Annotated in this window: 19 protein-coding genes and 1 rRNA gene; 6 read left to right on the top strand and 14 right to left on the bottom strand. The window is 54.5% G+C overall.

All coding sequences use genetic code 11. The features are described from left to right. Together LN415_07505 and LN415_07500 are read left to right on the top strand one after the other, a co-directional pair. A 23S ribosomal RNA gene (locus LN415_07505) occupies window positions 1–1,343 on the top strand; the annotation flags it as partial. Between the two features lie 171 nt (window positions 1,344–1,514). Then, on the top strand, window positions 1,515–2,174 hold the full coding sequence (locus LN415_07500) for a hypothetical protein (protein MCJ2556933.1): 660 nt from the start codon (window positions 1,515–1,517) through the stop codon (window positions 2,172–2,174). On the opposite strand, the gene LN415_07495 is transcribed toward LN415_07500, so the two are convergent. Continuing rightward, window positions 2,146–3,261 (bottom strand): DUF763 domain-containing protein, encoded by a 1,116-nt coding sequence (locus LN415_07495; GenBank protein MCJ2556932.1) that lies wholly within the window; start codon window positions 3,259–3,261, stop codon window positions 2,146–2,148. The two genes, LN415_07500 and LN415_07495, sit on opposite strands and share 29 nt — an antisense overlap. Before the next feature lie 56 nt (window positions 3,262–3,317). Here LN415_07495 and LN415_07490 point away from each other — a divergent pair, with 56 nt between their 5' ends. Further along, window positions 3,318–5,240, top strand: coding sequence for a phosphoadenosine phosphosulfate reductase family protein (locus LN415_07490; protein ID MCJ2556931.1), 1,923 nt, complete (start codon window positions 3,318–3,320; stop codon window positions 5,238–5,240). Here LN415_07490 and LN415_07485 read toward each other — a convergent pair. The 5 genes from LN415_07485 to LN415_07465 form a co-directional block, all read right to left on the bottom strand. After that, entirely contained in the window at window positions 5,230–6,309 is a 1,080-nt protein-coding gene (locus tag LN415_07485) for a tRNA (guanine(26)-N(2))-dimethyltransferase (GenBank protein MCJ2556930.1), read from the bottom strand. The two genes, LN415_07490 and LN415_07485, sit on opposite strands and share 11 nt — an antisense overlap. Then, window positions 6,306–6,851 (bottom strand): NTPase, encoded by a 546-nt coding sequence (locus LN415_07480; protein MCJ2556929.1) that lies wholly within the window; start codon window positions 6,849–6,851, stop codon window positions 6,306–6,308. The genes LN415_07485 and LN415_07480 overlap by 4 nt, the downstream gene beginning before the upstream one ends. A gap of 75 nt (window positions 6,852–6,926) precedes the next feature. Then, the gene (locus LN415_07475) at window positions 6,927–7,757 is read right to left on the bottom strand and encodes a ZIP family metal transporter (protein ID MCJ2556928.1); all 831 of its coding nucleotides are present in this window, start codon (window positions 7,755–7,757) and stop codon (window positions 6,927–6,929) included. Window positions 7,758–7,971: 214 nt separating this feature from the next. Further along, window positions 7,972–8,733, bottom strand: coding sequence for a CDP-alcohol phosphatidyltransferase family protein (locus LN415_07470; protein ID MCJ2556927.1), 762 nt, complete (start codon window positions 8,731–8,733; stop codon window positions 7,972–7,974). Continuing rightward, the gene (locus LN415_07465) at window positions 8,720–9,337 is read right to left on the bottom strand and encodes a phosphatidylserine decarboxylase (protein MCJ2556926.1); all 618 of its coding nucleotides are present in this window, start codon (window positions 9,335–9,337) and stop codon (window positions 8,720–8,722) included. Before LN415_07465 ends, LN415_07470 begins: the two co-directional genes overlap by 14 nt. A 157-nt stretch (window positions 9,338–9,494) precedes the next feature. Here LN415_07465 and LN415_07460 point away from each other — a divergent pair, with 157 nt between their 5' ends. After that, window positions 9,495–10,688 carry an NAD(P)/FAD-dependent oxidoreductase gene (locus tag LN415_07460; GenBank protein ID MCJ2556925.1) on the top strand — a complete coding sequence of 398 codons (1,194 nt, stop codon included), beginning with the start codon at window positions 9,495–9,497 and terminating at the stop codon, window positions 10,686–10,688. 271 nt (window positions 10,689–10,959) lie between these two features. Here the strand turns inward: LN415_07460 and LN415_07455 are convergent, their stop codons facing one another. From LN415_07455 to LN415_07425, 7 genes are all read right to left on the bottom strand, one after another. Beyond that, window positions 10,960–11,727 carry an ATP/GTP-binding protein gene (locus tag LN415_07455; protein MCJ2556924.1) on the bottom strand — a complete coding sequence of 256 codons (768 nt, stop codon included), beginning with the start codon at window positions 11,725–11,727 and terminating at the stop codon, window positions 10,960–10,962. 234 nt (window positions 11,728–11,961) lie between these two features. After that, a complete protein-coding gene (locus LN415_07450) occupies window positions 11,962–12,744 on the bottom strand; it encodes an SPASM domain-containing protein (GenBank protein MCJ2556923.1) in 783 nt (260 codons plus the stop codon). 119 nt (window positions 12,745–12,863) lie between these two features. After that, window positions 12,864–13,298, bottom strand: a complete 435-nt coding sequence (locus tag LN415_07445) for a 6-carboxytetrahydropterin synthase (GenBank protein ID MCJ2556922.1) — start codon at window positions 13,296–13,298, stop codon at window positions 12,864–12,866. A 316-nt stretch (window positions 13,299–13,614) separates the two neighbouring features. Further along, complete coding sequence (locus LN415_07440) at window positions 13,615–15,117, bottom strand: ATP-binding protein (GenBank protein ID MCJ2556921.1); 1,503 nt, start codon at window positions 15,115–15,117, stop codon at window positions 13,615–13,617. Between the two features lies 1 nt (window position 15,118). Then, entirely contained in the window at window positions 15,119–15,622 is a 504-nt protein-coding gene (locus LN415_07435) for a hypothetical protein (protein ID MCJ2556920.1), read from the bottom strand. A gap of 4 nt (window positions 15,623–15,626) precedes the next feature. Continuing rightward, window positions 15,627–16,826, bottom strand: a complete 1,200-nt coding sequence (locus LN415_07430) for a hypothetical protein (protein MCJ2556919.1) — start codon at window positions 16,824–16,826, stop codon at window positions 15,627–15,629. A gap of 178 nt (window positions 16,827–17,004) precedes the next feature. Then, the gene (locus LN415_07425; protein MCJ2556918.1) at window positions 17,005–18,378 is read right to left on the bottom strand and encodes a fibronectin type III domain-containing protein; all 1,374 of its coding nucleotides are present in this window, start codon (window positions 18,376–18,378) and stop codon (window positions 17,005–17,007) included. 393 nt (window positions 18,379–18,771) lie between these two features. On the opposite strand from LN415_07425, the gene LN415_07420 reads away from it, so the two are divergent. Next, entirely contained in the window at window positions 18,772–20,058 is a 1,287-nt protein-coding gene (locus LN415_07420) for a lipopolysaccharide biosynthesis protein (GenBank protein ID MCJ2556917.1), read from the top strand. Window positions 20,059–20,122: 64 nt separating this feature from the next. Next, window positions 20,123–20,431 (top strand): hypothetical protein, encoded by a 309-nt coding sequence (locus LN415_07415; GenBank protein ID MCJ2556916.1) that lies wholly within the window; start codon window positions 20,123–20,125, stop codon window positions 20,429–20,431. 88 nt (window positions 20,432–20,519) lie between these two features. Here LN415_07415 and LN415_07410 read toward each other — a convergent pair. Beyond that, window positions 20,520–21,121: hypothetical protein (locus LN415_07410; protein MCJ2556915.1), on the bottom strand; the 602-nt coding region annotated here is incomplete at its 5' end.

The following is a 21,121-nucleotide window of genomic DNA, read 5'->3' as shown; positions in this document are numbered from 1 at the left end:
GTGAGAACCGAGCGAAGGCGTGAGTAGGCGGGCGTAAGCCCTCTTGAGCAAATTCCTGGTGCCCGTGAAAAGGAGGCCAGTTACAATCCACGTGTTCGTACCGAGAACTGACACAGGTGCCCCTAGGTGAGAAGCCTAAGGCGTGTCGGCGTAATCTAGGCGAGGGAAATCGGCAAATTAGCCCCGTAACTTCGGAATAAGGGGTGTCAGTCATGATGATGGCTGATCGCAGTGACTCGGGGGCTCCGACTGTTTACTAAAAACATAGGTGACTGCAAGTCCGAAAGGATGTGTATAGTCGCTGAAACCTGCCCAGTGCTGGTATCTGAATGCCCGGTACAACGGGAGGAAGGACCAGTAAACGGCGGGGGTAACTCTGACCCTCTTAAGGTAGCGTAATACCTTGCCGCTTAATTGGCGGCTTGCATGAAGGCTCAACGAGAGCCCCACTGTCCCCGCCTTGAAGCCGGTGAAACTGACGTATTGGCGCACAGTCCAATATCTTCCATCTGAAAGCGAAGACCCCGTGGAGCTTTACTGCAACCTGTCGCTGTGATATGAATACTGATGTGTAGTGTAGGCGGGAGACGCTACTATGGCTCGGCGCCAGCCGAGTTCTGAGTCGTCGATGAAACACCGCCCTTTAGCATTTGTATCACTAACTTCCAAGGAAGGACAACGATAGGTGGGCAGTTTGGGTGGGGCGCCACGCCCTCCAAAAGATAACAAGGGCGCCCAAAGGTCAGCTCAGGTAGGTCAGAAATCTACCGTTGAGTGCAAAGGCAAAAGCTGGCTTGACGTGGTTCGGCCCAATAACGAACCACGATGCGAAAGCAGGGCTTAGCGAACCAACCGACTTTATTTGTGAGAGTGGTTGATGACAGAAAAGTTACCCCGGGGATAACTGAGTTGTCTCCAGCAAGAGTTCGTATCGACCTGGAGGCTTGCTACTTCGATGTCGGCTCTCCCTATCCTGGCGGTGCATTAGCTGCCAAGGGTGCGGGTGTCCACCGATTAAAAGGGATCGTGAGCTGGGTTTAGACCGTCGCGAGACAGGTTTGTTGCTTTTCGGTGGAAGTGTCTTGGTGCCTGAGGGGAAGGAGCCTTTAGTACGAGAGGAACGGGGCTTCGCGGCCTCTAGTCTACCAGTTGTTCGGCAGAGCATCGCTGGGCAGCCACGCCGTAACGGATAAGAGCTGAAAGCATCTAAGCTCGAAGCCGCCCTCAAAACAAGGCACCTTATGACACTCGTAAATGACGAGTTTGATAGAACCGGGGTGTACGGTGGAAGCTTCGGCGACCACTTCAGCCCGCGGTTACTAACAGTCATAACCGCTATTCACCGATTCGGTGTAGCAGTTTCGGCTTTGCCGTTACACAGGTTGCGTATGACCCTCTCTATTGTTTCTTTTTGACCCGCGTGGATGTAGCTTTTTCCCAGCTTTTCACGGACCCCTCCCTCATGCGGGCTCTAATACTCTGTCCGTACTCGATTGAGCATGGTTGATTTCACGATGGATGTCCATGAGCCCAAGGCCATCGCCAGGCACCTGGAGGACCTCAACGTTCCGTTCGCGGTGAAGAAGATCACGCCCGGTGACTACGTGGTGGGCAAGGTCGGGATCGAGAGAAAAACGTTGGGCGATTTCTTCAGTTCCCTGGTGAGGAAGCGTCTCTTCGAGCAGGCGATTCGCCTGAAGAGCTGCTATGAGATGCCCATCCTGCTCGTCGAAGGGGATCTCAACGACATCACGACGCACCGAAATCCCGCTGCCCTTTGGGGGGCCATGCTCTCGATTCTGATGGACGAAGACATCCGTGTCCTCTTCTCCCCGAGCAGGCTGGAGACCGCGAGGATCCTCAGGGCCGTCTGGCGGAGACAGGAGAATGGAGGTTCCAACTACGGGCTGAGACATAAGCCAAAGATGCTCACGATGGGAGAGAAACAGCTGTTCATGGTGCAGGGATTCCCCAACGTCGGCGGGACTCTCTCGAAGAACTTGCTGGAAGAGTTCGGGAGCGTGAGGAGGGTGATGATGGCGAACAGGGAGGATCTGATGGTGGTTCCCAAGGTCGGGAAGAAGAAGGCTGACGACATCATTACGGTCCTTGACGAGAAGTACGAGGGTTACCGGAAGACCTCATTCAACGGACCGATTGACCGTTGGGAATGACCCTACGCATCCTTCTCAGCGCTCTTATCTTCTCCTTGTTACGCAGCTTGGATTCCTCGATTCCACTCTCCAGAATGTGGATGGATTCATCCATCGTCCTCCTGTCCACGGGATATGGGACTCCGTCCTTTCCGCCAACGGTGAAGGAATACTTCACCGGGTCGCGCCAGCTTGGCTCGTCTCCATAGATGAGGTCCGAGATTAGAGCGAGAGCTCTCACCGTGCTGGGCCCCACGCCTCTGATGGCCAGCATCTCCTCGTAGTTGCTTGGCTGGAAGTCATAGATCGCCCTCATGGCGCTCCAGTTGATGTTTCTGGGCATCCGCAGAGCCCTGACTGCGTCCTCTTCTCCTGTCCATCTCTTGAGCGAAGACTGATTCGGGGGCCTCACTGATGAGAAGAGCCTCCTTAGCCTTCTTGGCCCTTCTCGGGCAACGTCCAGTGATGTGCTCTTGCAGTTGCCGCTCAGCCGCGAGGTCATGTCCAACGCAGTCTGCACTCGAGTGCCGAGTATGGCATCGTGGGGCTCCTCGAGCACGTCATCCACGTGAGCGTGGTACCAGTGGTATCTCCTCGCATAGCCGCTCTCCTCGTTCATCCCTTGCTGGATGATCGTCCAGCTTCCCCGCTCGGAGAACATGAATACATGGTGGTACAGCTGATGGCCGTCCTGGATGGCCGTGTTGTCCACCTTTGCGGAGATCCTGCTCGTGTAGGCCATGTCGTCGATCGCCTGCGATGAGATACCCATCTGTTCCCCGAACTGTTCGATCTGCTGCGGCGTCTTTCTGGAGGCCCGCCCCTTTCCCCCGGCGATCGCGATGCCGAGTTCCTCCCCCTTGAGAGCCTCCTTCAGCGCACCGCACGTGACCGTTGTGACTCCGGATGAATGCCAATCGAACCCGAGGACGCAGGATAGCGCCTGGAACCAGAAGGGATCGGATATCCGCTCGAGGAACCTCTCGGTCCCGAACTCCAGACACAAGGTCTTCAGTATCCCCTTGGAGAGCCCGACCATCCTCACGAACAGCCACCGAGGGGCCCGCCCAGGGTGGAGCGGGAGGTCCGCAACACCTGCCCTTGTCACGTACGATTCGTGGGCTGCGAAGGCAATAAGCGTTTCAGGCGGGGGTCGGTGAAACAGTGAATTATTTATCCACTGCTGCACATCAGAACCTCGTGCCAGTACTGCGATTGGGGAAGATGCATCTGCGGTGGTGCAAGGAGTGCAATGTGCCGCTACTGGAACAGAGGAAGTGTTCTGCCTGTGGCTCCTCCACGGTGGGCATGGCCGTGACCCCACCTGGTGACATCAGGCCCGCCTTCGAGGCAGACATCCAACTGATCAGGAAGACGATCGACAGGCAGTTCGGTGATGGCTGCGGCGAGTCCCTGATCCCGAGTGACAAGATCGTCCTGCTGAACGGTGTCCCCTATATCGACCGGATGGACGAGGTCATACTGGACGGCCACGTCATGGGCGCCTTGCAGTTCAATCCGGGGAGCGGCTACAAGTTCATCCCGAGGATGGAGGCTGCCCGCAGACTGGTGCCCACACTCAAGGAATCCTGGATAACCGTGGACGACGGTGCCATCGACTCCATCTCCTCCGGAGCGAGCGTGATGGTCTCCGGGATCGTCGACCTCGATTCGGACATCGAGGCTGGCGACGAGATATTGGTACTGACGAAGGACAGGAGGACGATTGCAGCGGGTCCCGCCAGGATCAGCGGAAAGCAGATGATGGAGAACAAGCGTGGAGCGGCCACGAAGACGCGGTGGTCATCCCGACCTTCCGATGCTCATCCGCTTCCCTCTGGCCAGAACTGGGAACTGGTCTTGGATGCCAACAAGGACATGTTGGCCGCGAGAGTTGACAAGGCGAAGCGCTTCGTGGCCAAAGTTGTCGAGGGAATGGGCCTCCCAGTGGCGGTGTCGTTCAGCGGCGGGAAGGACAGCCTGGTCACGCTTCTTCTCGTCTTGGATGCGGGCCTTCGTCCAGACATACTGTTCGTGGATACTGGTCTGGAGTTCCCCGAGACCGTCGAACATGTCTCTCAGATCGCGGAGGAGTTCGATCTCCGCCTGGTCTCGGAACCGGCGGGGGAATCCTTCTGGAACGCTCTGGAGACGTTCGGTCCTCCGGGTAAGGACTTCAGGTGGTGCTGCAAGACGTCCAAGCTGGGGCCGGCTGCCAGGTTGATATCGAAGAGCTACCCAGAGGGCGTTCTTTCGTTCATAGGCCAGAGGCGGTACGAGTCCATCCCGAGGTCTGCCAAAGGTCCCGTGTGGACCAATCCCTGGGTCCCGGGGCAGCACGCGGCGTCGCCCATTCAAGATTGGACCGCCCTGCACGTGTGGCTCTACATATTCTCCAAGAACGTGAGTTATAACCCGTGGTACTCGAAAGGGCTGGCCAGGATCGGCTGTTTCCTGTGCCCCGCCTCGGATCTCGCCGAGCTGGAGGTAGTGTCCAAGGAACTGCCCGAGTTCGAGCGCTGGACCACATACTTGAAGGATTATGCGGAGAGGAACAAGAAAGGCGATGAGTGGCTCGAGCTCGGTCTCTGGCGGTGGAAGGTCCCACCGAAGGGGGTGAGAGAGTTCGCGCGGTCCCACGTCGACGAGAAAGCCCAGCCCGACCCGCTCAAGCTTCTGGTCTCAGACACTCACATCCCCTGCACGCTCGGATTGAGGACGGAGGGGTTCTTCATGGACAAGCTGGACATGAAGAGGGTCACCAACATGCTCACGATCCTGGGGGACGTGGACTATGACGAAGAGGTCGAGGCGGCCCAGATGGAGAGATTCGTCGTCTTCAGGGAGGGCCTGGTGATAATCCGGGCGGAGTCGGAGGAGAAGCTCGCGTCCCAGGCGAAGGATCTTGAGCGGGTGATAAAGAAGGCCGAGAACTGCGTCGCGTGTGGCGTCTGCCTCGGTCTTTGCGAGAACGACGCAATAGTCATCAAGGAGCAGGCCTGGATAATCGAAGAGAACTGCGAGCACTGCGGGAAGTGCCTCTACCCCTGCTCGGCAGCGGACTTCGAGGGCGAGTTCAAGTTCTGAGGATTCTGCCTATTGACTCCACATCGGCGTTCGTCTTGAACGCATCCGGCCTGAAGTGTGTCCTCGTCGCGATGAACCCTTCGTCCCTGAGAGCACCGATGATCCTGTCGAGTGCTGGCGGTTCGGAAACGAACTCCCGTGCAACCTCGCCTGTCGTGTAGAAGAGTGGAGGGGACGACGCTTCCTCTCGCCAGAGTTCCAGGAGTTTGGAGACCTTGTGCGGGAAGTAGCTCGGCAGTTTGACCGACTCAAGGAACGCGGCGTCCAGGAACGCATCCGCCCAGAGGGGTCCTGCGACTCCTTTCTCGGGAATGAGCTCTCTCCCCAGCCCATGAACGTGCAAGTTGCCGAGTTTCTCGAGCGTGCTGTCTGCCCTCCTCGCACCCCTTCTCACACGGACGATCGCCCTGAAGTAGTGGTCGGCCGAGAAGCACAGCAGTGGTTCGATCCCCCTGTCGAATCTGGCAGCCGCTCTTGCGACGTACCCCAGGAGAATCCGGAGACCCAGTTCATGGCAGTAGTCTGTCCTTCTGGGTCGCGAAGAATATCTCCTTATGCAGGCCTTCATTCTTGAGCCGCAAAGCACCGCCGTGTCCGTTGCGGTGATCGCCGTGACTCCTCCGTCGGTCGTTGCGCGCACCGCACTCTCCACGAACCGGACTGGGGTGCCAAACGGGTCCACGTCAACAAGATCGAATCTCCCTCTCGAAAGCAGAGAGTTGAGGTCCTCGCATGTCACTGAGCAACCCTTGGCCCGGTTCCTCTCGATGTTGCGTGTGATGAGATCATGGCATATCGGATTCCTATCGTTCAGCGTAACGGCAAGCTCGCCCTTGGTCTCGAGGGCGATCCGCAGACCCGATGCTCCAGTGGCAGCTAGCCCATCAAGGACCTTGTCCCCATCGCTGAGGACCGTCAGGGCTACGAAGACGGAAACGTCCCGGTTCGTCCGCATCAGCGGATTGAAGAACGGTAGGTGGCTCTTGCGTCCTGGTCCTCGAAGTCTCTCGACTCTCGGGACCTCAATCTCGGTCAGACCTTCATTGATCACTTCGGTCTCAAAACTCAAAGAATCTCGCCTTTGAGGAGCTTGACGATCTTGTATGGGAGCAGATTCCTGTTCACCGCGGTGACTTCCAGAATCCTGATGTCATCCCGCCTTCGAATGTCCTGGAGAAGCGGGTTCCTCGATTTCTTGTGAAGCGTGAGAATGAGAGGCATGTCGGCTTCGAGAGCGTCCTTGACGGCGTCCACGAAGGGCTCGGACTCAACCTCCATCTTTCCAACCTCATCGATGATGACGACTCCCGAGTCCATCGTGGCATCCCTGATCGCCTGAACGCCGACCTCCTCCAGGATCTCGATGTCCACGCCGTATATCCCAACCTGTGTTTTTGATTCGATGTCCTCGTGGGCAAACACCTTCTTGACCTTCGTCGCCCAATCTATCACGAAGAAGCCCACTCTCCTCTCGCCCTCGATGATGGGCTCGGTAACCATCCCTCCGACGGCCAGCTCGTCCGCTTCGAGCATTTCAATAACCTTAAGCAAGGCGTATGTCTTGCCAGCGCCGGGTAGGCCCGTAATGCCAACCTTCACGCTTTCGCCCATTTTCAGCCCCGTCTTCTCAAGGTAAATGCATTCTCAGTATAAAATATTATTTTGCCAAGCGAAAGAAAAAGCAGATCATTCCAGGAGCACCAACCCAGCCATGACGAGAAGGCCCAGGACGAGCCCCGCGAGCTGAATGGCGGACCTCCCCGGTTGGGTCTCCTTCTGCAGTTCCGGGATGAGGTCGGATCCGGCGATGTAGATGAACCCTCCCGCTGTGAACGGAATCAAGTACGTGACCAGCTCCGGTACTTGCCCGCCGACAACCAGAACCGCAAGGGCACCGATGATCGCAAGAGACGCGCTGAAGAAGTTGAACATCAACGCCTTTCTTCTGGTGTACCCTGCATGGACCAAGACGCCGAAGTCACCGATCTCCTGCGGGATCTCGTGAAAGACAACGGCCAGAGTCGTGGCTATGCCCAGAGGCACAGAGATGAGGTAGCTTCCCGCGATTATCATCCCGTCGATGAAATTGTGGAGCCCGTCGCCGACCAGATTCGTTGTGGCAAAGGCCTTTGGACACTCTCCCATCTCGGCAGCTCCGCAGTGATGCCAGTGGACGAACTTCTCCAGCACGAAGAACACGATGATTCCGAGGAGTACGCCGGCTGATATTCCCAACCCGAAGGAGCTCTCCTTAGCCGCCTCGGGCAAGAGGTGAATGAAGGCATCACCCAGCAGAGCTCCCGCCGAGAAGCTGACAAGTATCAGCACCGCCCGCCTCAGCCTCTCTTCCCTCATCGAGATCAAGGCCAGACCCAGGAGAGAGATGATGCTGATGAGGAACACACTCGCGAGAGCATATATCCATGCATCCAACGACACGAAATGCGAAGCAGGATGATGGTAGATTAAGTTTATCCCAAGGGCAATCGGTGAGAAGTGTAGAAAGATGCCGAGCACGTCAAAAACCTTCGATCACCGTTACAGCCTAAAGGGGGGCGCTGTTTTTGACGGCGTATAGGAGGGTTTGCGCTTAACGGGCGTGCTCGACACCCGAGTCGGAAGTTATTCCGTCCTCTAACGATAATTTAGTCATCGGCATATTAAGTATTTTCTTGTGCGTTCTTCTAATTGACATTTAAGTCTTTCGGTGCACTCGAATGGTTATCTCGGGTCAGGCCATTCCTTCGGGGGCTAAGGGCGACTCATCTCTTCTCGCGTACATGGGACCGAACAGGATGTAGATCGCTATGAGGGAGAGACCAAAGAGGGCGAGGGAATATGATATAGAAACAGCGTCGGAAGCAACGATTATCAGCGAGGTTGCCACGATCATCGATAGGATCCCGACCAAGGAAGGGGCGACGAGACCACGTTGGAGCTTCGGATATCGAAGGCTGGTCACCATGAGACCTCCCGCGAACGCCATCACGATTAGGACCGAAAACTGGGAACCCAGCTCAAACGCGGCTCCCCCGCCCAACAGAATGTGGACCGTGACTACGAGATACGCCGCCGCGGGCGACGGCAGCCCTTCGAAGTAGGGTTTCCGATATCCCACTTCCGCGAACCTGGCAAGTCTAAGGATCCCCATGCACACATAGACGGTCGGTATGACAACAGCCAGAGCGTTCTCCCAGGACACCCAGGCCGGGCCTCGTGAGATGTCGTAGGTCACCGTGTAGATCAATGTTGCGGGGGCGAAGCAAAACGATACCGAGTCCGCGAAGAAGTCCAGGTACCGCCCGAAGTGGTGCATTGACCCGAACCTCCTCGCAAGGGCACCGTCCAGGCCGTCCATGACGATTGCGACGAAGATCAGAAGGCCGGCGAGCTCGTATCTCCCGTCGACCACGTACGTTATGGCTAGGAATCCGAGCAGGCCATTCGTCAGCGTGACGAGATCCGCCGCGGACAACTTCCTAAGCAGCGTCATCGACGACCTCCGCGATTTGTGACTCGCCCGCCCTGACCTTGCTGCCCAGGCGTACCGTAATCCTGTAGCCCTCCGGGAGTTGGAGATCCACTCTTGAGCCGAACCTGATGATTCCGACCCGATCTCCCTTCCTCAACTCATCCCCCATCCCAACGTAAAGCAGAATCCTCCTGGCTATGATGCCCGTGATCAAGGTCATCCTCAGGTCGCCCAGTTCGCTCGAGATCGCGACCTCGGTCCTCTCGTTCTTCTCGGAGACGTCCTTGTACGCGGGTCGATGTATTCCGCTTCGACGCTCCAGGCCAGCCACCGTGCCGCTGTGGGGAGCTCTCGTAACATGCACGTGCCGAAGGCCCATGACAATCGACAGTCTCCTTCCCTCCTGGTCGATGAATGCGACCTTCCCGTCTGCAGGTGACACGGCGCCATTGCCAATCACCCTTTCAGGGTCCCGGAAGAAGCATGCCAAGAATATTGTGGCTAGGAAGAGCAGGACGGAAGCGATATAGCCAATCATCGACGCGAACCAGATGGAGGCGCTCATGACGGCCACTGCTACGGCAAGAGGAGATGCAAGCCACACGAGACTCCCCTTGGCAAACATGCTCGTCCGATATTGCGTTGACAATAAGGAACTTTGCACTCAAATCAGACGACATCGGCGACGACAGCCGCCATTGAGCGCTCTCCGGGGAATCCGAAAGGTCTCGTATCGGTCACCAGGGAAAGGCCTTTTATGAGCCGGGACCATCTCGCGGTGGATGGCGCTCGAGTATGATGTCCTGGTTATTGGAGCGGGGCCGGCCGGAAGTACCGCCGCGAGATACGCTGCCGATACAGGCGCCCACGTTCTTCTTGCTGAGAAACGGCAGGAGATCGGCACACCGGTCAGGTGCGGGGAGGGCATATCCAAGAGATGGCTCGATGAGATCGGAATGGAGCCAAGCGGCAGATGGATAGCCCACGAGGTCGACGGCGCAAGGATATTCAGCCCCGACGGGAGCTTCCTCGAGGTCGACGAGAAGCTGGCAGGGAATGAATGCGGTTTTGTGATTGAGCGGGACCTCTTCGACAGGGCCCTGGCCAAGAGAGCCATCTCCTCGGGCGCGGAGCTGATGGTTCGAACGAGTGCGACCGGTCTTCTCCACGAGAACGGTGTAGTCACCGGTGCCAGGCTGCGGTCCTTTGGCAAGACCGTGGATGTCAGGGCGAAGATCGTGATAGGAGCGGATGGCTACGAGTCCCAGGTCGGGCGCTGGGCAGGGATAGAAACTTCGCTCAAGCCCAAGGACGTCGACTCCTGCTTCCAGTACACGCTCGTAGGGATCGAGGGTGATTGCGGGTTCAACGACTTCTATCTGGGAAGCCATGCTCCTGGCGGCTACGTATGGGTGTTCTGGAAGGGAAGGGACATCGCCAACGTGGGCATCGGCGTGCAGCTCAGCAGGATCAGGGAGAAGGGCCAGGCCCGTCGGTTGCTCGACAACTTCATTTCCAAGAGGAAGGAGCTCAGCAGGGGAAGAGTGATTGAACAGGTCTCAGGGGCGTATTCCATCTGTGCGCCCATCGAGCGGACGACCACGGATGGGGTGATGCTCGTAGGCGACGCGGCCCGGGTCACGGACCCCGTGACGGGTGGTGGGATACGCAATGCCTGCATCCTGGGAAAGCTCGCCGGACAGGTCGCTGCCGAGGCGCTTGAGGCGGCGGATGCTTCCGCGTCCTTCCTGGCGAAATATGAGAGCCTTTGGCGGGACAGGCTCGAAGAGGCTTTGTACAGGAACTGGATGGTGAAGGAGAAGCTCACGACGTACACTGACGAGCAGTTCAACAAGATCATCTCAGCGATATCCGACTACGACTGGGAGAAACTGAGCGTTCTGGAAATCCTCAACGCCGTGAAAGAAAAATACCCTGAGCTTCAGGCGGATGTAGAAGCGATTCTAGGCATGTAAAAGCAGACCTGCCCTTGGTCTCCAGTACGTCTATTTGAACTCAGCTCGCTTAGTTGTCTTCACCCTTCTTCTTCCGTTTCTTCGTGGGCGACTTCCTCAACTTGCTCTTGTCCTCTGAGTCCTTGCTTACGAAGTCGTAGGGGTTCTCCCTCATCAACATCTTTGGTCCTCATCTGATCTAGTGTGTTTCAGATAAAAGCAAATTGCGGGGCGGTTATCACAACTGATAATCTGCAAGACATCGGATCCGTGCAGTAGTTTGCGGGATCACCTAGTCCTTGTAGAGGTCCTCGCCTCCCTCGAAACAGAGCTGTACCAGGCTGTAGAGATCCTCGAAGCCCAGGAGGGCCTCAGAGGACACTGGAGTGAGTCCCCGGTACGCCCCCACGTCGTCCAACGCATGCAAGAATCCTATGCTCGGGATGCCCGAGGGGTCTCCCATCTCCTCCACGAGAGCATCATAGAGCATGTCCGAGCTAGATCCCCATCCAAGGACTCGGGCGATCTCCTCTTCTGAGAGGAAGTCGGACTTCGACAGGACGTTGATCAGGGGAACGGAGAACCGGAAGCCAGTCGTAACGGAAAGCATCAGGAGGGAGACCAAGCCCGAAGGTCTCTTCGCGAGCTGCGGGTCCAGGAGGAAGATGATGGCCGTGTTCTCGGTTCCGAAGACATCTATGATCTCTCGGCTCGATTCCCTGAATGCGAACAACTCCATCTGCCCGGGTGTATCGATGAAAACATAGTCCGTATCAAAGCCTTCCAGGGTCTGCACGATCTCGCGAATCCGAAGGGCGATCAGGTCGGCGCAAGCGATCTGCGCCCCGTTGGGACCGAGCTGGTATTCCTGCATCACCGCCTCCAGGGTTATCCAGTCTCTCACATCAACCTCTGGCTCGTACTGGAGGTCCTCCACGCCGGGGTCCAGGTTCACGGTGATCGAGTCGAACCCCTGGGCGCTCATCCATGTCCTGAAGGCATACGTCATCGTTGTCTTTCCGCAGCCTGCGGTTCCTACGAGGAAAAGGTATTTGGACATGTTGATCGACTAGCGGGCCTGAAGGGATTCGACCCAATTTGGGTTCGAAACCGATTTTGACAGTCGCCTCTATACGGTGAGTCCGTGGGACAGAATCCGCTCAGGTCTGAGGGTCATATGGTTCTCCATAGTTAACGCTTATGCAGTCGACCCAGTTTGATGCCATAAACAAGAAGCGACACATCCTTGGGTTATTGGTTATCGCAACAGCCATACGCCAGCCTGGGGTGGCCGTCAAGTCTCAAATAGGACCGTTTTCACTCTATACCAACGCAAGAGAGGGTGCAAATGAGTAAGCAAGCTCCAAAGCCCTGCCACAGAATATGAGCTAGTAAGCAAAGCCACAGGTAGGTTCTGCACTAGGTGTGGGGCTGTGCTTGATGTGAAGACAGCCTCTCGCCCCAAGTGCAATAGATTTCCGCTATGGTAAGTCTCTGCCATAGGGGCTCTAGCCTCCGTGAGCCACCCTTCAGAGTTCGACCTCAGGAAGACTTCTTGGACTACCCTTTCCTCGGCCTTCCTCTCTTTTTCTTCATTGGCTTCCAAATATGCCATGTAGTCACGACAAGATCTGATGAACAGTGGTTCTCCACCCTGAATCAGAATGTCTTCAAATGGGGTAATGTCTACGTTCTCCTCGGCAACACTCGAGTCCAAGATTACGCTCTCTCTGGCGTGCCTCCCTGGATGATTGCACATTACACATCTTATGTTGCATGCTTCTCCAAAACTGATGTGAAGCCTTCTCAAATCATCATATTCCACTTCCGTTTTCGTGTTGAAATCCTTGGGGCTCACATTCTTTTGAACCAGATTGCAGCGGTGAAAGCATACCAATTCCCCATTCAGGGACTTTCTCCTGTATTCTCTCATCTCTGGCGTGTTAACGAGCTTCCGCAGTTCCGTATCATGTATGTTGCCAATTCTGAATGGTTTCAGGTGACAGCAGTTGAAGACATCCCCTCTCCTGCTCAGGGCGAATCCATTCCAAAGGTCAGGACAGTAGGTATGTTCCATTGACCAACAACTCTGTTCTTTCCATTGAGGTGGCTATTACAGCAACAACGGCATGAGTTTCGACTCTCTGGCCCTTCACTGTCGTGTTCCCCTAGCGAACCAGCTTCATTGTTCGATCCTCACAGGTTTCTGCTGACCCATGCCACTTGTCCGCCGCCCTCATCAATCCCGATGGTCACTTCTCGGACAGTTTCCGGGAAGTCAAGTTTCTTGATAAGTCGGTCGACCACATACTCTGCGAGATTCTCTGCCGTGGCATATTCGATGTCCAACTCAGTCGTCTCATCTTCCGGGAATACGAACGTCTTCCCATGACTGTCGTAGACTATCGTCTCGCCCTCCCTCCTCACGGCCTTTGAACGTCCTGCGATAAGCATCTTGTGATCGAAATCTCTTGCCATTTCCTTGAGGGCCCTTTTCAAGGAAACGAAATCCATGACCATACCTGAAGGCCCTTTGTCCCCCTCGACCTTGACGTGGATTGCGAAGCTATGACCATGAAGACGCTCACACCCCTCGTGGCCCGGAATGAAATGGCTCGCAGAGAATGTCACTCCTGTCCTCCACCCATCAATCGCAATCAGCACAGAATGCCATTAGGAGAGCCACACTTAAGCATATCGATAGGAGAGGCGGTTGGCGAGAGGCCTAATCTTTCGCTAAGCGTGTCTATGTTCCTTTCCAACCAAGGCGAGAAGTCCCTTGCCTCTTTCTTCCAGATATCCCTCAATGGCACACTCTCCAGTTTTCCTATGTCCATTCACAGCACCTCTGTCACTTTTCGAGACAATCTTGTTGGGAAGTCAAATACCACATCAGAGTCACAAACCTCCCAGAAGACCATCTACTCTATGTCGCCACATGCAGCCATCAAATCCTCAAGTACTCCTTCACCCTCAATTGAAGTTCCAGCATCCTCTCCAAGAGCTCAGTGGAATCCAAGTTCTGAGAGCCGAAATTGAAGACTGTGAACTCCTTTGCATAGAGCGAGGATACATAGTGCAGACTTCTCCTCGTGGATGCGCTTTCTCTGCGATAGTCCGAATGAGCAGAGTTTATGACGATATTCATGAAAGTTGAATCATACCAGCTTCGCTTAGGACTGTTCGGATGGGATTCGAAAGAAGGAGGAGGAAATCCTCTTGATAGACTTCGCCTCCTTTTGCGTTTCACTTTCTCGTCCTTTGGACTCTCCTCTTTTTCTTCTTTCTCTTCGCGCTCCTCGTCCCTCTCTTCAACCTTAGTTATGACCTCGCCAGCCTCCCCGCTGGGAGCGGGTTTTCCAGTTCCACGCTTCCTAGCAACATCGAAGGGCGAGAAGTGAGGCAACTCCTCAAGAGCCTTGGAGAATGCTCGTCTCAGCTTTGTCATCATCTCCTTCGTCACTATCTGTTCCCTCTTCCTCTCCTCATCCTCGATCAGGTCGGACAAGTCCTTCGATATCGAGGAGACCTTCTCCGTGAACTCGTCGAAGAGAGGATCGCTCCTGTCAAAGCCCAATTTGGCCGCGTCAACCTTGCATTCATCGAAGACAATTTCGCCAACCACACCTCCCGTATTCCAGGGAGGGCAGTCGAACTCTGACAATTGGGTTATGTTCTCGTATACAGTGGCTCCCTTTCGTACAACCGCAACCTTCCTCTCACCGGCATAATCCTGGTCCACCACATACAGATTGAGCTTGATCCTCCCGTCCTTCACGGGAAGATTGATCATAGGAAACGGAACGCCCTTGTATTCCTCTATTGTCATGTCCTCGATATGACCGTTGTCCTCGACCATGATAGAGACCTTCTCCGATCTGATATCTGACCTGAACTTCTGCTTCAGGTAGTCCGCGATCTTCGCTCCAGTGAGGATCCGACTCGCTCCCTTGTGAACGTTCTTGATGAGGGCCTCGGTCCCGTGAGGTTTCGATAGGGGCGGATGAACATCCTCCTCAATCGAGGCATTCGATATGTCATCCTTCTGAAGCGTCAATCTGCATGTCGGCGAGTCGGCCCTTTTCGTCGTGAGGATGAGTGTCTTCCCGAATGTCTGGAACCCGAGAAGGCCGATTCCGTACTCTCCCTTCTTGGAGATCTCTCCCGTAATCCTCTTCTTGGACCTGCAGACGTTCTCTGCCAGATACTCGAGGTTTGGATACCCCCTCTCGTCGGGAAACACCCCGTCACCGTCATCTATGATTTTGAGGGTGTTCGACCTCCCCCTCTTGGCTCTTATCACCCACACGCACTCTGCATTCTCGTCGATGCTGTTCGCCACCAGTTGCGCCACCGCTTCTCTGGGGTCGTAGATGTTGCCGAGAAGCGTCAATGCCATGTTCTTGTCAGATATCTGGAGCTCGACGCTCCTGGTCTTTCCACGCGCCACGTTAATCCCTCCTCTCGTTGAGACGGTCGACAGCACTCCACATCAGGAAGCTCTTCTCGTCGTAGAGAGCCTTCAGAAAGGATGTGACAAAGCCCACATCCTTGGAAGGGACGACTGAACGGAAAACCGATCGCCTCTCCTTTGTCTTCTTGAAGTACTCCAATTGCCTGACAAGCTGAAAGAGGAGGTCCCTCGTCTTCTCCGCCATGTCGTAGGCCTCGCTTCGCTTCGGAATCGCCCCCTCTCTCAGACATTCCAGGCCGGTTACTTGATACAGCGTGAGTCTTCTCTCTCCCGTCGGAAAGTTGCGACCCTCGAAATAGTGCCCCATGGTCTTCTCATTTATTCCGACGCCCCTTGCAAGAGCCGAGATCGATTCCCACCGCTCTTGACTCTCCAGCCATTTTCTCAGCTCCCCTCGTAGCTCGCCATACCTGGGCAAGGTCTTCTTGAGAGACTCGGTGAAATCATCAAGCATCTTTGTCTCAATCCTCTTTCGAGCCATATGATCACCTCATTACCCCTCTCCTGATGTTCCTTTCCTCCGAGATCATCTCGCTAATCGATTTCGTGGGCCCATCGTCATCGAACCTGTGATGCCAGAAGAAGTACCGATTCTCACCGTCGACCTCCTTGGCCTTCAGTTTCGGATTCCGTCCATCCATCTCGGTCATGAGAATTCTCAACTGATCGGAAACCACTTTCTTGAGGATTGCAGAGTCCATGTGGATTAATGTGGCCCTCTCGTGGAGCCGCTTGGTCGTCTCCCTCGCGATCAGTTGCTTCACGTCACTCTCCATGAGGGATTGAAGATCTGCGTGGCGAGCGGTACTGGATACAACTCTGAGCCGCTTGATGATGAGGTCGCACAACTCGGGAAAGTGAACGAGTCCGTTCTCGAGCACATCGCACCGGAACAGATTCCTGAAGACGTCGAACGAGGGTTCGATGGTTTTCGGGGGATAGGCGAATCTCTCCAGGAGGTCCTTATTCACCGATGCTGGTGGGGTTTCGTGTCTTGAGTAGTAGGAGTTGACGAATCTGGATGCCGCTTCCTGTGGTCTCTTTTCCCTCATTAGCCATTTGATTGCGGATTTGCGAATCGTGGGGCTTCTCATCTCCTTCTGAACGGTCCTTATAGCTGAGGTAACCTCTTTGCCATACTTGTCGTGAAGGATCTGTGCGGGTTTTTTCGGCCTTTCCCTGGGAATCTCCCTCGGGATTGGGGCTGCCTTGGGAGCCCTTGACACTCGAGGTTCTGGAGTCCGCGTCACTGAAGCGCTGGGATAGTCCTCAAGCTTCACTCGGGGTTCCGGTTCAGCTATTCTCATTTTCCTCAGAATCCGTTCTTCTGTCTCGTACACTTGACGGTGGGAAATGCTGTACCTCTTTGACAGCTTCCCTCTGAGTTTCATCTTCAATCTGCCCGCGGAGGATCGATTTCTCTCATCAAGAAGGAGTCTGTTGACTGCGTCTACAAGCGATTCCTCTGGCCTTGCAGGTTCTGCGACAATCTTGGCTGCGGACGCCTCCTCTTCGCGTATCAGAACCTTTTCGACTGTGGTGGGAGGAGGCTTTTGCTCGAGGACTTGCTTGATGAGCGCATCGTGCTCCTTGACTATCTTGTGAAGAGACCTCACCGCCGTTTCTAGATTCCTCAGTCGAGACCTAGTCTCCTTGGACTCGCTCTTCTTGGATTTTCCAAACATCTCTGCAGACCTCCAGATGGATTATGCATTCCAACGATAAGAATACAACCTGAGCAACTACGGAGATTCCAGCGAGAATCTCCAGCGGGAATTTGAAGTGATACGGAAGTAGAAGGGTGAGAATGCGGAAAGAAGAAGGAGAAAGAACGGAGGCACATGATCTAGGATCGAAAGGCCATCATTCGGTCTGAGGATCTTCCTCGTTTCTATTCCTCATTCTTTGAATTACAAAGCTCGAAATCATTCCCAAAGCAAGTCCCAGAACAAGAAGAGCAATGGGGATTAGCAGGGAATCAACAGGTCCAGCTTCGATAGATTGTTCTCTTCTTTCAGGAACATCGAACGAACGCTCGTTGGAACTCGAGAGGCGATTGAAGCTATTATAGACAAACACTTTTGCGGTATAATCCCTTCCAGAGAAAACAGGTAGCACTGACGAATTTCTCTCTGTGTCTTGAATCTCGAATCTGTGGCATCTAGAGCCATCACACAATTCAACTACATACCTATCGAAATAAGGATCAGTGCTCTTGCTCCACGTGAAAGTCACACTGGTCGAAGTGAGATCTTGGGGTGAAAACAGAACAACCGGCTCAGGAATGGGATAGTCAGGAGTAGTGACCGACTTTAGGTCAGTGGATGAATATTGCATCGCATAGTCGTACACTCTCACCTCCAGTTCATAGCTCTGGAGGGGTTTGGCTAGGAGATGGGCTGTCACAGTGTTGCTGTCCGCTATCTTGAATGACATCTCGAGAGATTGATGAATCCGGATTATCTCGTAGTAGGCAAAGTCCGAGTCCGGATTCTTCGTCCAATAGAGGGTGATTTCCTCGAAGGTTGCGATGGGGTCTCCTGTAAAAGCTATCGCCGTGGGTTTGTAGTCCGCCGTAACATGGTTTGTTATCTCAGGAGTCCCTGGAATGGTGCCGATATCCATGAGATTGAATCCGATGAGTCGATAGCCGAGAAACCACACACTCACACCAAGTGAGATTTCATAGCCGAGACTCATCACAAGGCTTTTTGTCTCCCTCCCGCCAGTCAACGAAGACGCCAGATCGACGTTGACTTGCCTGCTTCCCCACACATCCCATGTAGGACTGTCCTCGGATATTTGGAGAGGCGCTGCTGAAGTCGTATCCAGTGTTCCCTTCAAACTTGTGACGAGGTCGATGCTTACGTCCGCGAGACCAAGCGTAATCCCAGAGACGCCGGGAATGTAGTAGGGAGATGCACCGAGTGGGGTTGAGTTGTACAAAGGCAGAGCCAGGGGGATTCCAAGAATCCCCAGCTCCGCACTGCAGGGACCTGGAGTCACGCCGTAGGAGGCAATCCTACTCTCTCCCGACTTGAGCTCGAAATCTGAGCTCACAACATTCACCTTGCACGAAAGCTCGAAGGTGATTCCTGCCACTATTTCCACTGGGGATAGTCCAAAGTGAACAGTGGTTTCCGATACGTTTCCTTCGTCTGCTGTCACGTTTTGTGGTTGCACCACTGCCAGTACGGAGGTAACCAGCACCAACAGAACCAAATGCCTGCCTTCCATATCTACCAACTCCCCGGTCTAAATATGAATTGGAAAACGCAGCGAGGCGCGAAAGCCTCTCTCACAAACCCTACCTTTGCGTGCTTCATGATTGTTTCAATGAACGCTTCGTGCGTATTAAAACACTTACTGGGGGTTGGTGAAACTGCGCTTAGTACCTTTCTGGCGAGTTAATGACGAACCCATCGAGACCATTCAATAACCGACCCAATCATCATCTAGTGATAGACGCCAGCATTCCATAGTACCCGAGGGAGCACCCCCACAGCGTGGCTCCACGGCAAGAAAGTAGGAAATCTTTATGAATCATCAGACTTATGGAATCACAAGGGGGAGAATGTCTCGCACTTGGGAGGCCCGCTCAGGATAGCGGGGTAGAAGGAAGGAGGGTTCATGCGTTTCGTGACAGAGTTTTTCCGCGATCTGAGGACGTCGCTCTACAGGAATGCCATCTTCCTGATGGCTAACACGGTCGTGGCAAGCGGCCTGGGCTTCATCTTCTGGATGGTCGTGGCGAGGCTCTACACTCCCTACGAGGTCGGCCTCGCTGCAACCATAATCCCCGTCGTCTTCTTCCTGGGAATGCTCTCCAGGTTCGGATTCGACATAGGTCTCGTGAGGTTCCTTCCCTCCTCCGGAAAGAACTCGAGGGCGATGATAAACTCCTGCTTCACGATAAGCGGTGCCGCAGCCATCCTCATATCCTTCATATTCCTCATGGGTCTGGAGATCTGGTCTCCCGCTCTGCTCTTCATTCGCGAGAACTGGATATTCTTCGCGTCCTTCATCCTCTTCTCCGTGGTCTTCGCTCTCTTCCCTCTTATGAATCAGGTCTTCGTTGCACGAAGGAATGCGAAGTTCGTTTTGGCGGGAAGTCTGATCAGCGGCTTGAGGATAGTTCTTCCCATATTCTTCGCGGTCTTCTTCGGAGCCTTCGGCATATTCGCGTCCTGGAGCGTTGCTCTTCTTTTCGCGCTAATCATCGGCATGCTCGTCTTCATGCCCCTCGTGAATCCGGGATACAGACCGGTTCCGACGGTGAGGAAGAGCGTCGTCAATGATATGATTCACTTTTCCGCGGGGAATTACGTTGCTGGAATCTTCACCGCAATGCCCGCCGCTGTGCTTCCTCTGCTCATTGTGAATACGCTCCCTGCGGAGAACGTAGCCTACTATTACATCGCATTCACGATTGCATGGCTTCTCTTCGCGATAACATATGCGGTGTGCACGTCCCTGTTCGCAGAGGGCTCGCATTTCGAGAGAGAACTGAAGAGCAATGTGCGCAAGGCGTTGAAGTTCATATTCCTTCTTCTGATTCCTGCGGTGATAGTCGTTCTTCTCTTCGGAGATTATCTGTTGTTGCTATTCGAAGCTGAGTACTCGGTTAAGGGCCTGGCCTTGCTTCAGATATTCGCGGTCTCCAGCATCTTCGTCGCATTCAATTCAACGTTCATAGCTACAAGGCAGGTGTTGAAGAAGATCAAGCCAATCATTGCTATAGCGGCTTTCAATGCGCTTATAATCGTGGTGCTCGGCTACATTTTTCTTAATTGGTTAGGCTTGGTTGGAATTGCCATAGCTTGGCTGGTCAGCCAAGGCCTTGTCAGCCTGGGGATAGGCATCTTCCTTCTGGCGGGATACGTCCGTGGGAGACGTTCCCCGGTCCACGCGGTCTGAGACTCTGAATAGACAGATCCGCTAGCGAGGAACCCGACTGTCTGACGACAAGAATTCCTTCCTCATGCTCGATTTCGTCGGGAACAGCGAGTTCTTCAACGAAGGATTCGGGTACTCTGAAGGAGCCCTGGCGGTCGATGGAGAGGAGCACGGGCTCCACTCGCGGGCGGAGATGCAGACCTTGGAGGGCGAAGACGCATGGATCTGGCGGGAGTGGTTGGATGTCGAGCCGGGCGGGGAGGCGGTGGACTCGAGGGACTCGGTGGTCGGGGTCTCGAAGGCACAGTCCTTGACCGTATCAGCGGGACCGAGCAGAAGTGGCTCGCTCTTCACGTCCGCTGGCTACAGAACCCTGGAAGCGGGCCGAGTCTAATCAAGGCGCATCCGATATACGAGAAGATGGAATCGAGCGGGGTGCGGATCCTGACCAGACCACCTCCTCCGAGACTCTGCAAGTACAACTAGGCCAAACTCAGAAAGATGTGAGCTTTGCCTGCATCGAATATTCTGTTCCTCATATTCAACTCACTCAAGGACTCTGGGGATATTCTCGTATAGATGACTTGCCCATGACGGCCTACTCTAAGCGCTTCAGATTGGAATCCAATCTCCACATCGTACTCTGAAAACAAAATCAGTGATGGCCCCGATACGTTCTCGAAATCATACATAGTACCTTCTTTGACAGGAATTCTCTGGACCTCCGACAAGGAGCAGGTCCTATTCCAACAAGCCCGACCTATTGATATCTTGGAGAAAGTCGGGGACCTGTAGTAGTTAAAGTCAACCGATGCTCCCCCTAAGTCAAACATCCATTGGGCACTTTGTCGCTCCCAGGGAGTTTCAAACTGCTTGACATACGCCTGATCGCCAACGAACGGGCTTCTCTCAAAACCAGCTAGAGTACTGGAGAACGAGAAGAAGAAAAGCAGAAGAACCGATGTTGTCACAGTAGCGATTACTACTGTTCTCCTCAGCCCATTCCTCCGTTTTCTCAAGACGTATGTGAAGGCCATTGGCGCCAAGAAAGCCAGACCCAGAACATGAAGAAAGACGTAGATGC

This window comes from Candidatus Thermoplasmatota archaeon, assembly GCA_022848865.1.
GTDB lineage: Archaea > Thermoplasmatota > Thermoplasmata > RBG-16-68-12 > JAGMCJ01 > JAGMCJ01.
Note: the sequence above shows the minus strand (reverse complement) of the source record. Positions and strands in the feature narration are given on the sequence as shown.

Excerpts from the sequence above, each read along its gene's own strand:
- LN415_07435 (MCJ2556920.1), bottom strand. The coding sequence starts at position 15,622 with ATGGCTCGAAAGAGGATTGAGACAAAGATGCTTGATGATTTCACCGAG.
- LN415_07415 (MCJ2556916.1), top strand. The coding sequence starts at position 20,123 with ATGCTCGATTTCGTCGGGAACAGCGAGTTCTTCAACGAAGGATTCGGG.
- LN415_07470 (MCJ2556927.1), bottom strand. The coding sequence starts at position 8,733 with ATGACGCTGCTTAGGAAGTTGTCCGCGGCGGATCTCGTCACGCTGACG.
- LN415_07455 (MCJ2556924.1), bottom strand. The coding sequence starts at position 11,727 with ATGTCCAAATACCTTTTCCTCGTAGGAACCGCAGGCTGCGGAAAGACA.
- LN415_07480 (MCJ2556929.1), bottom strand. The coding sequence starts at position 6,851 with ATGGGCGAAAGCGTGAAGGTTGGCATTACGGGCCTACCCGGCGCTGGC.
- LN415_07450 (MCJ2556923.1), bottom strand. The coding sequence starts at position 12,744 with ATGGAACATACCTACTGTCCTGACCTTTGGAATGGATTCGCCCTGAGC.
- LN415_07500 (MCJ2556933.1), top strand. The coding sequence starts at position 1,515 with ATGGATGTCCATGAGCCCAAGGCCATCGCCAGGCACCTGGAGGACCTC.
- LN415_07460 (MCJ2556925.1), top strand. The coding sequence starts at position 9,495 with ATGGCGCTCGAGTATGATGTCCTGGTTATTGGAGCGGGGCCGGCCGGA.
- LN415_07425 (MCJ2556918.1), bottom strand. The coding sequence starts at position 18,378 with ATGGAAGGCAGGCATTTGGTTCTGTTGGTGCTGGTTACCTCCGTACTG.
- LN415_07420 (MCJ2556917.1), top strand. The coding sequence starts at position 18,772 with ATGCGTTTCGTGACAGAGTTTTTCCGCGATCTGAGGACGTCGCTCTAC.
- LN415_07430 (MCJ2556919.1), bottom strand. The coding sequence starts at position 16,826 with ATGTTTGGAAAATCCAAGAAGAGCGAGTCCAAGGAGACTAGGTCTCGA.
- LN415_07465 (MCJ2556926.1), bottom strand. The coding sequence starts at position 9,337 with ATGTTTGCCAAGGGGAGTCTCGTGTGGCTTGCATCTCCTCTTGCCGTA.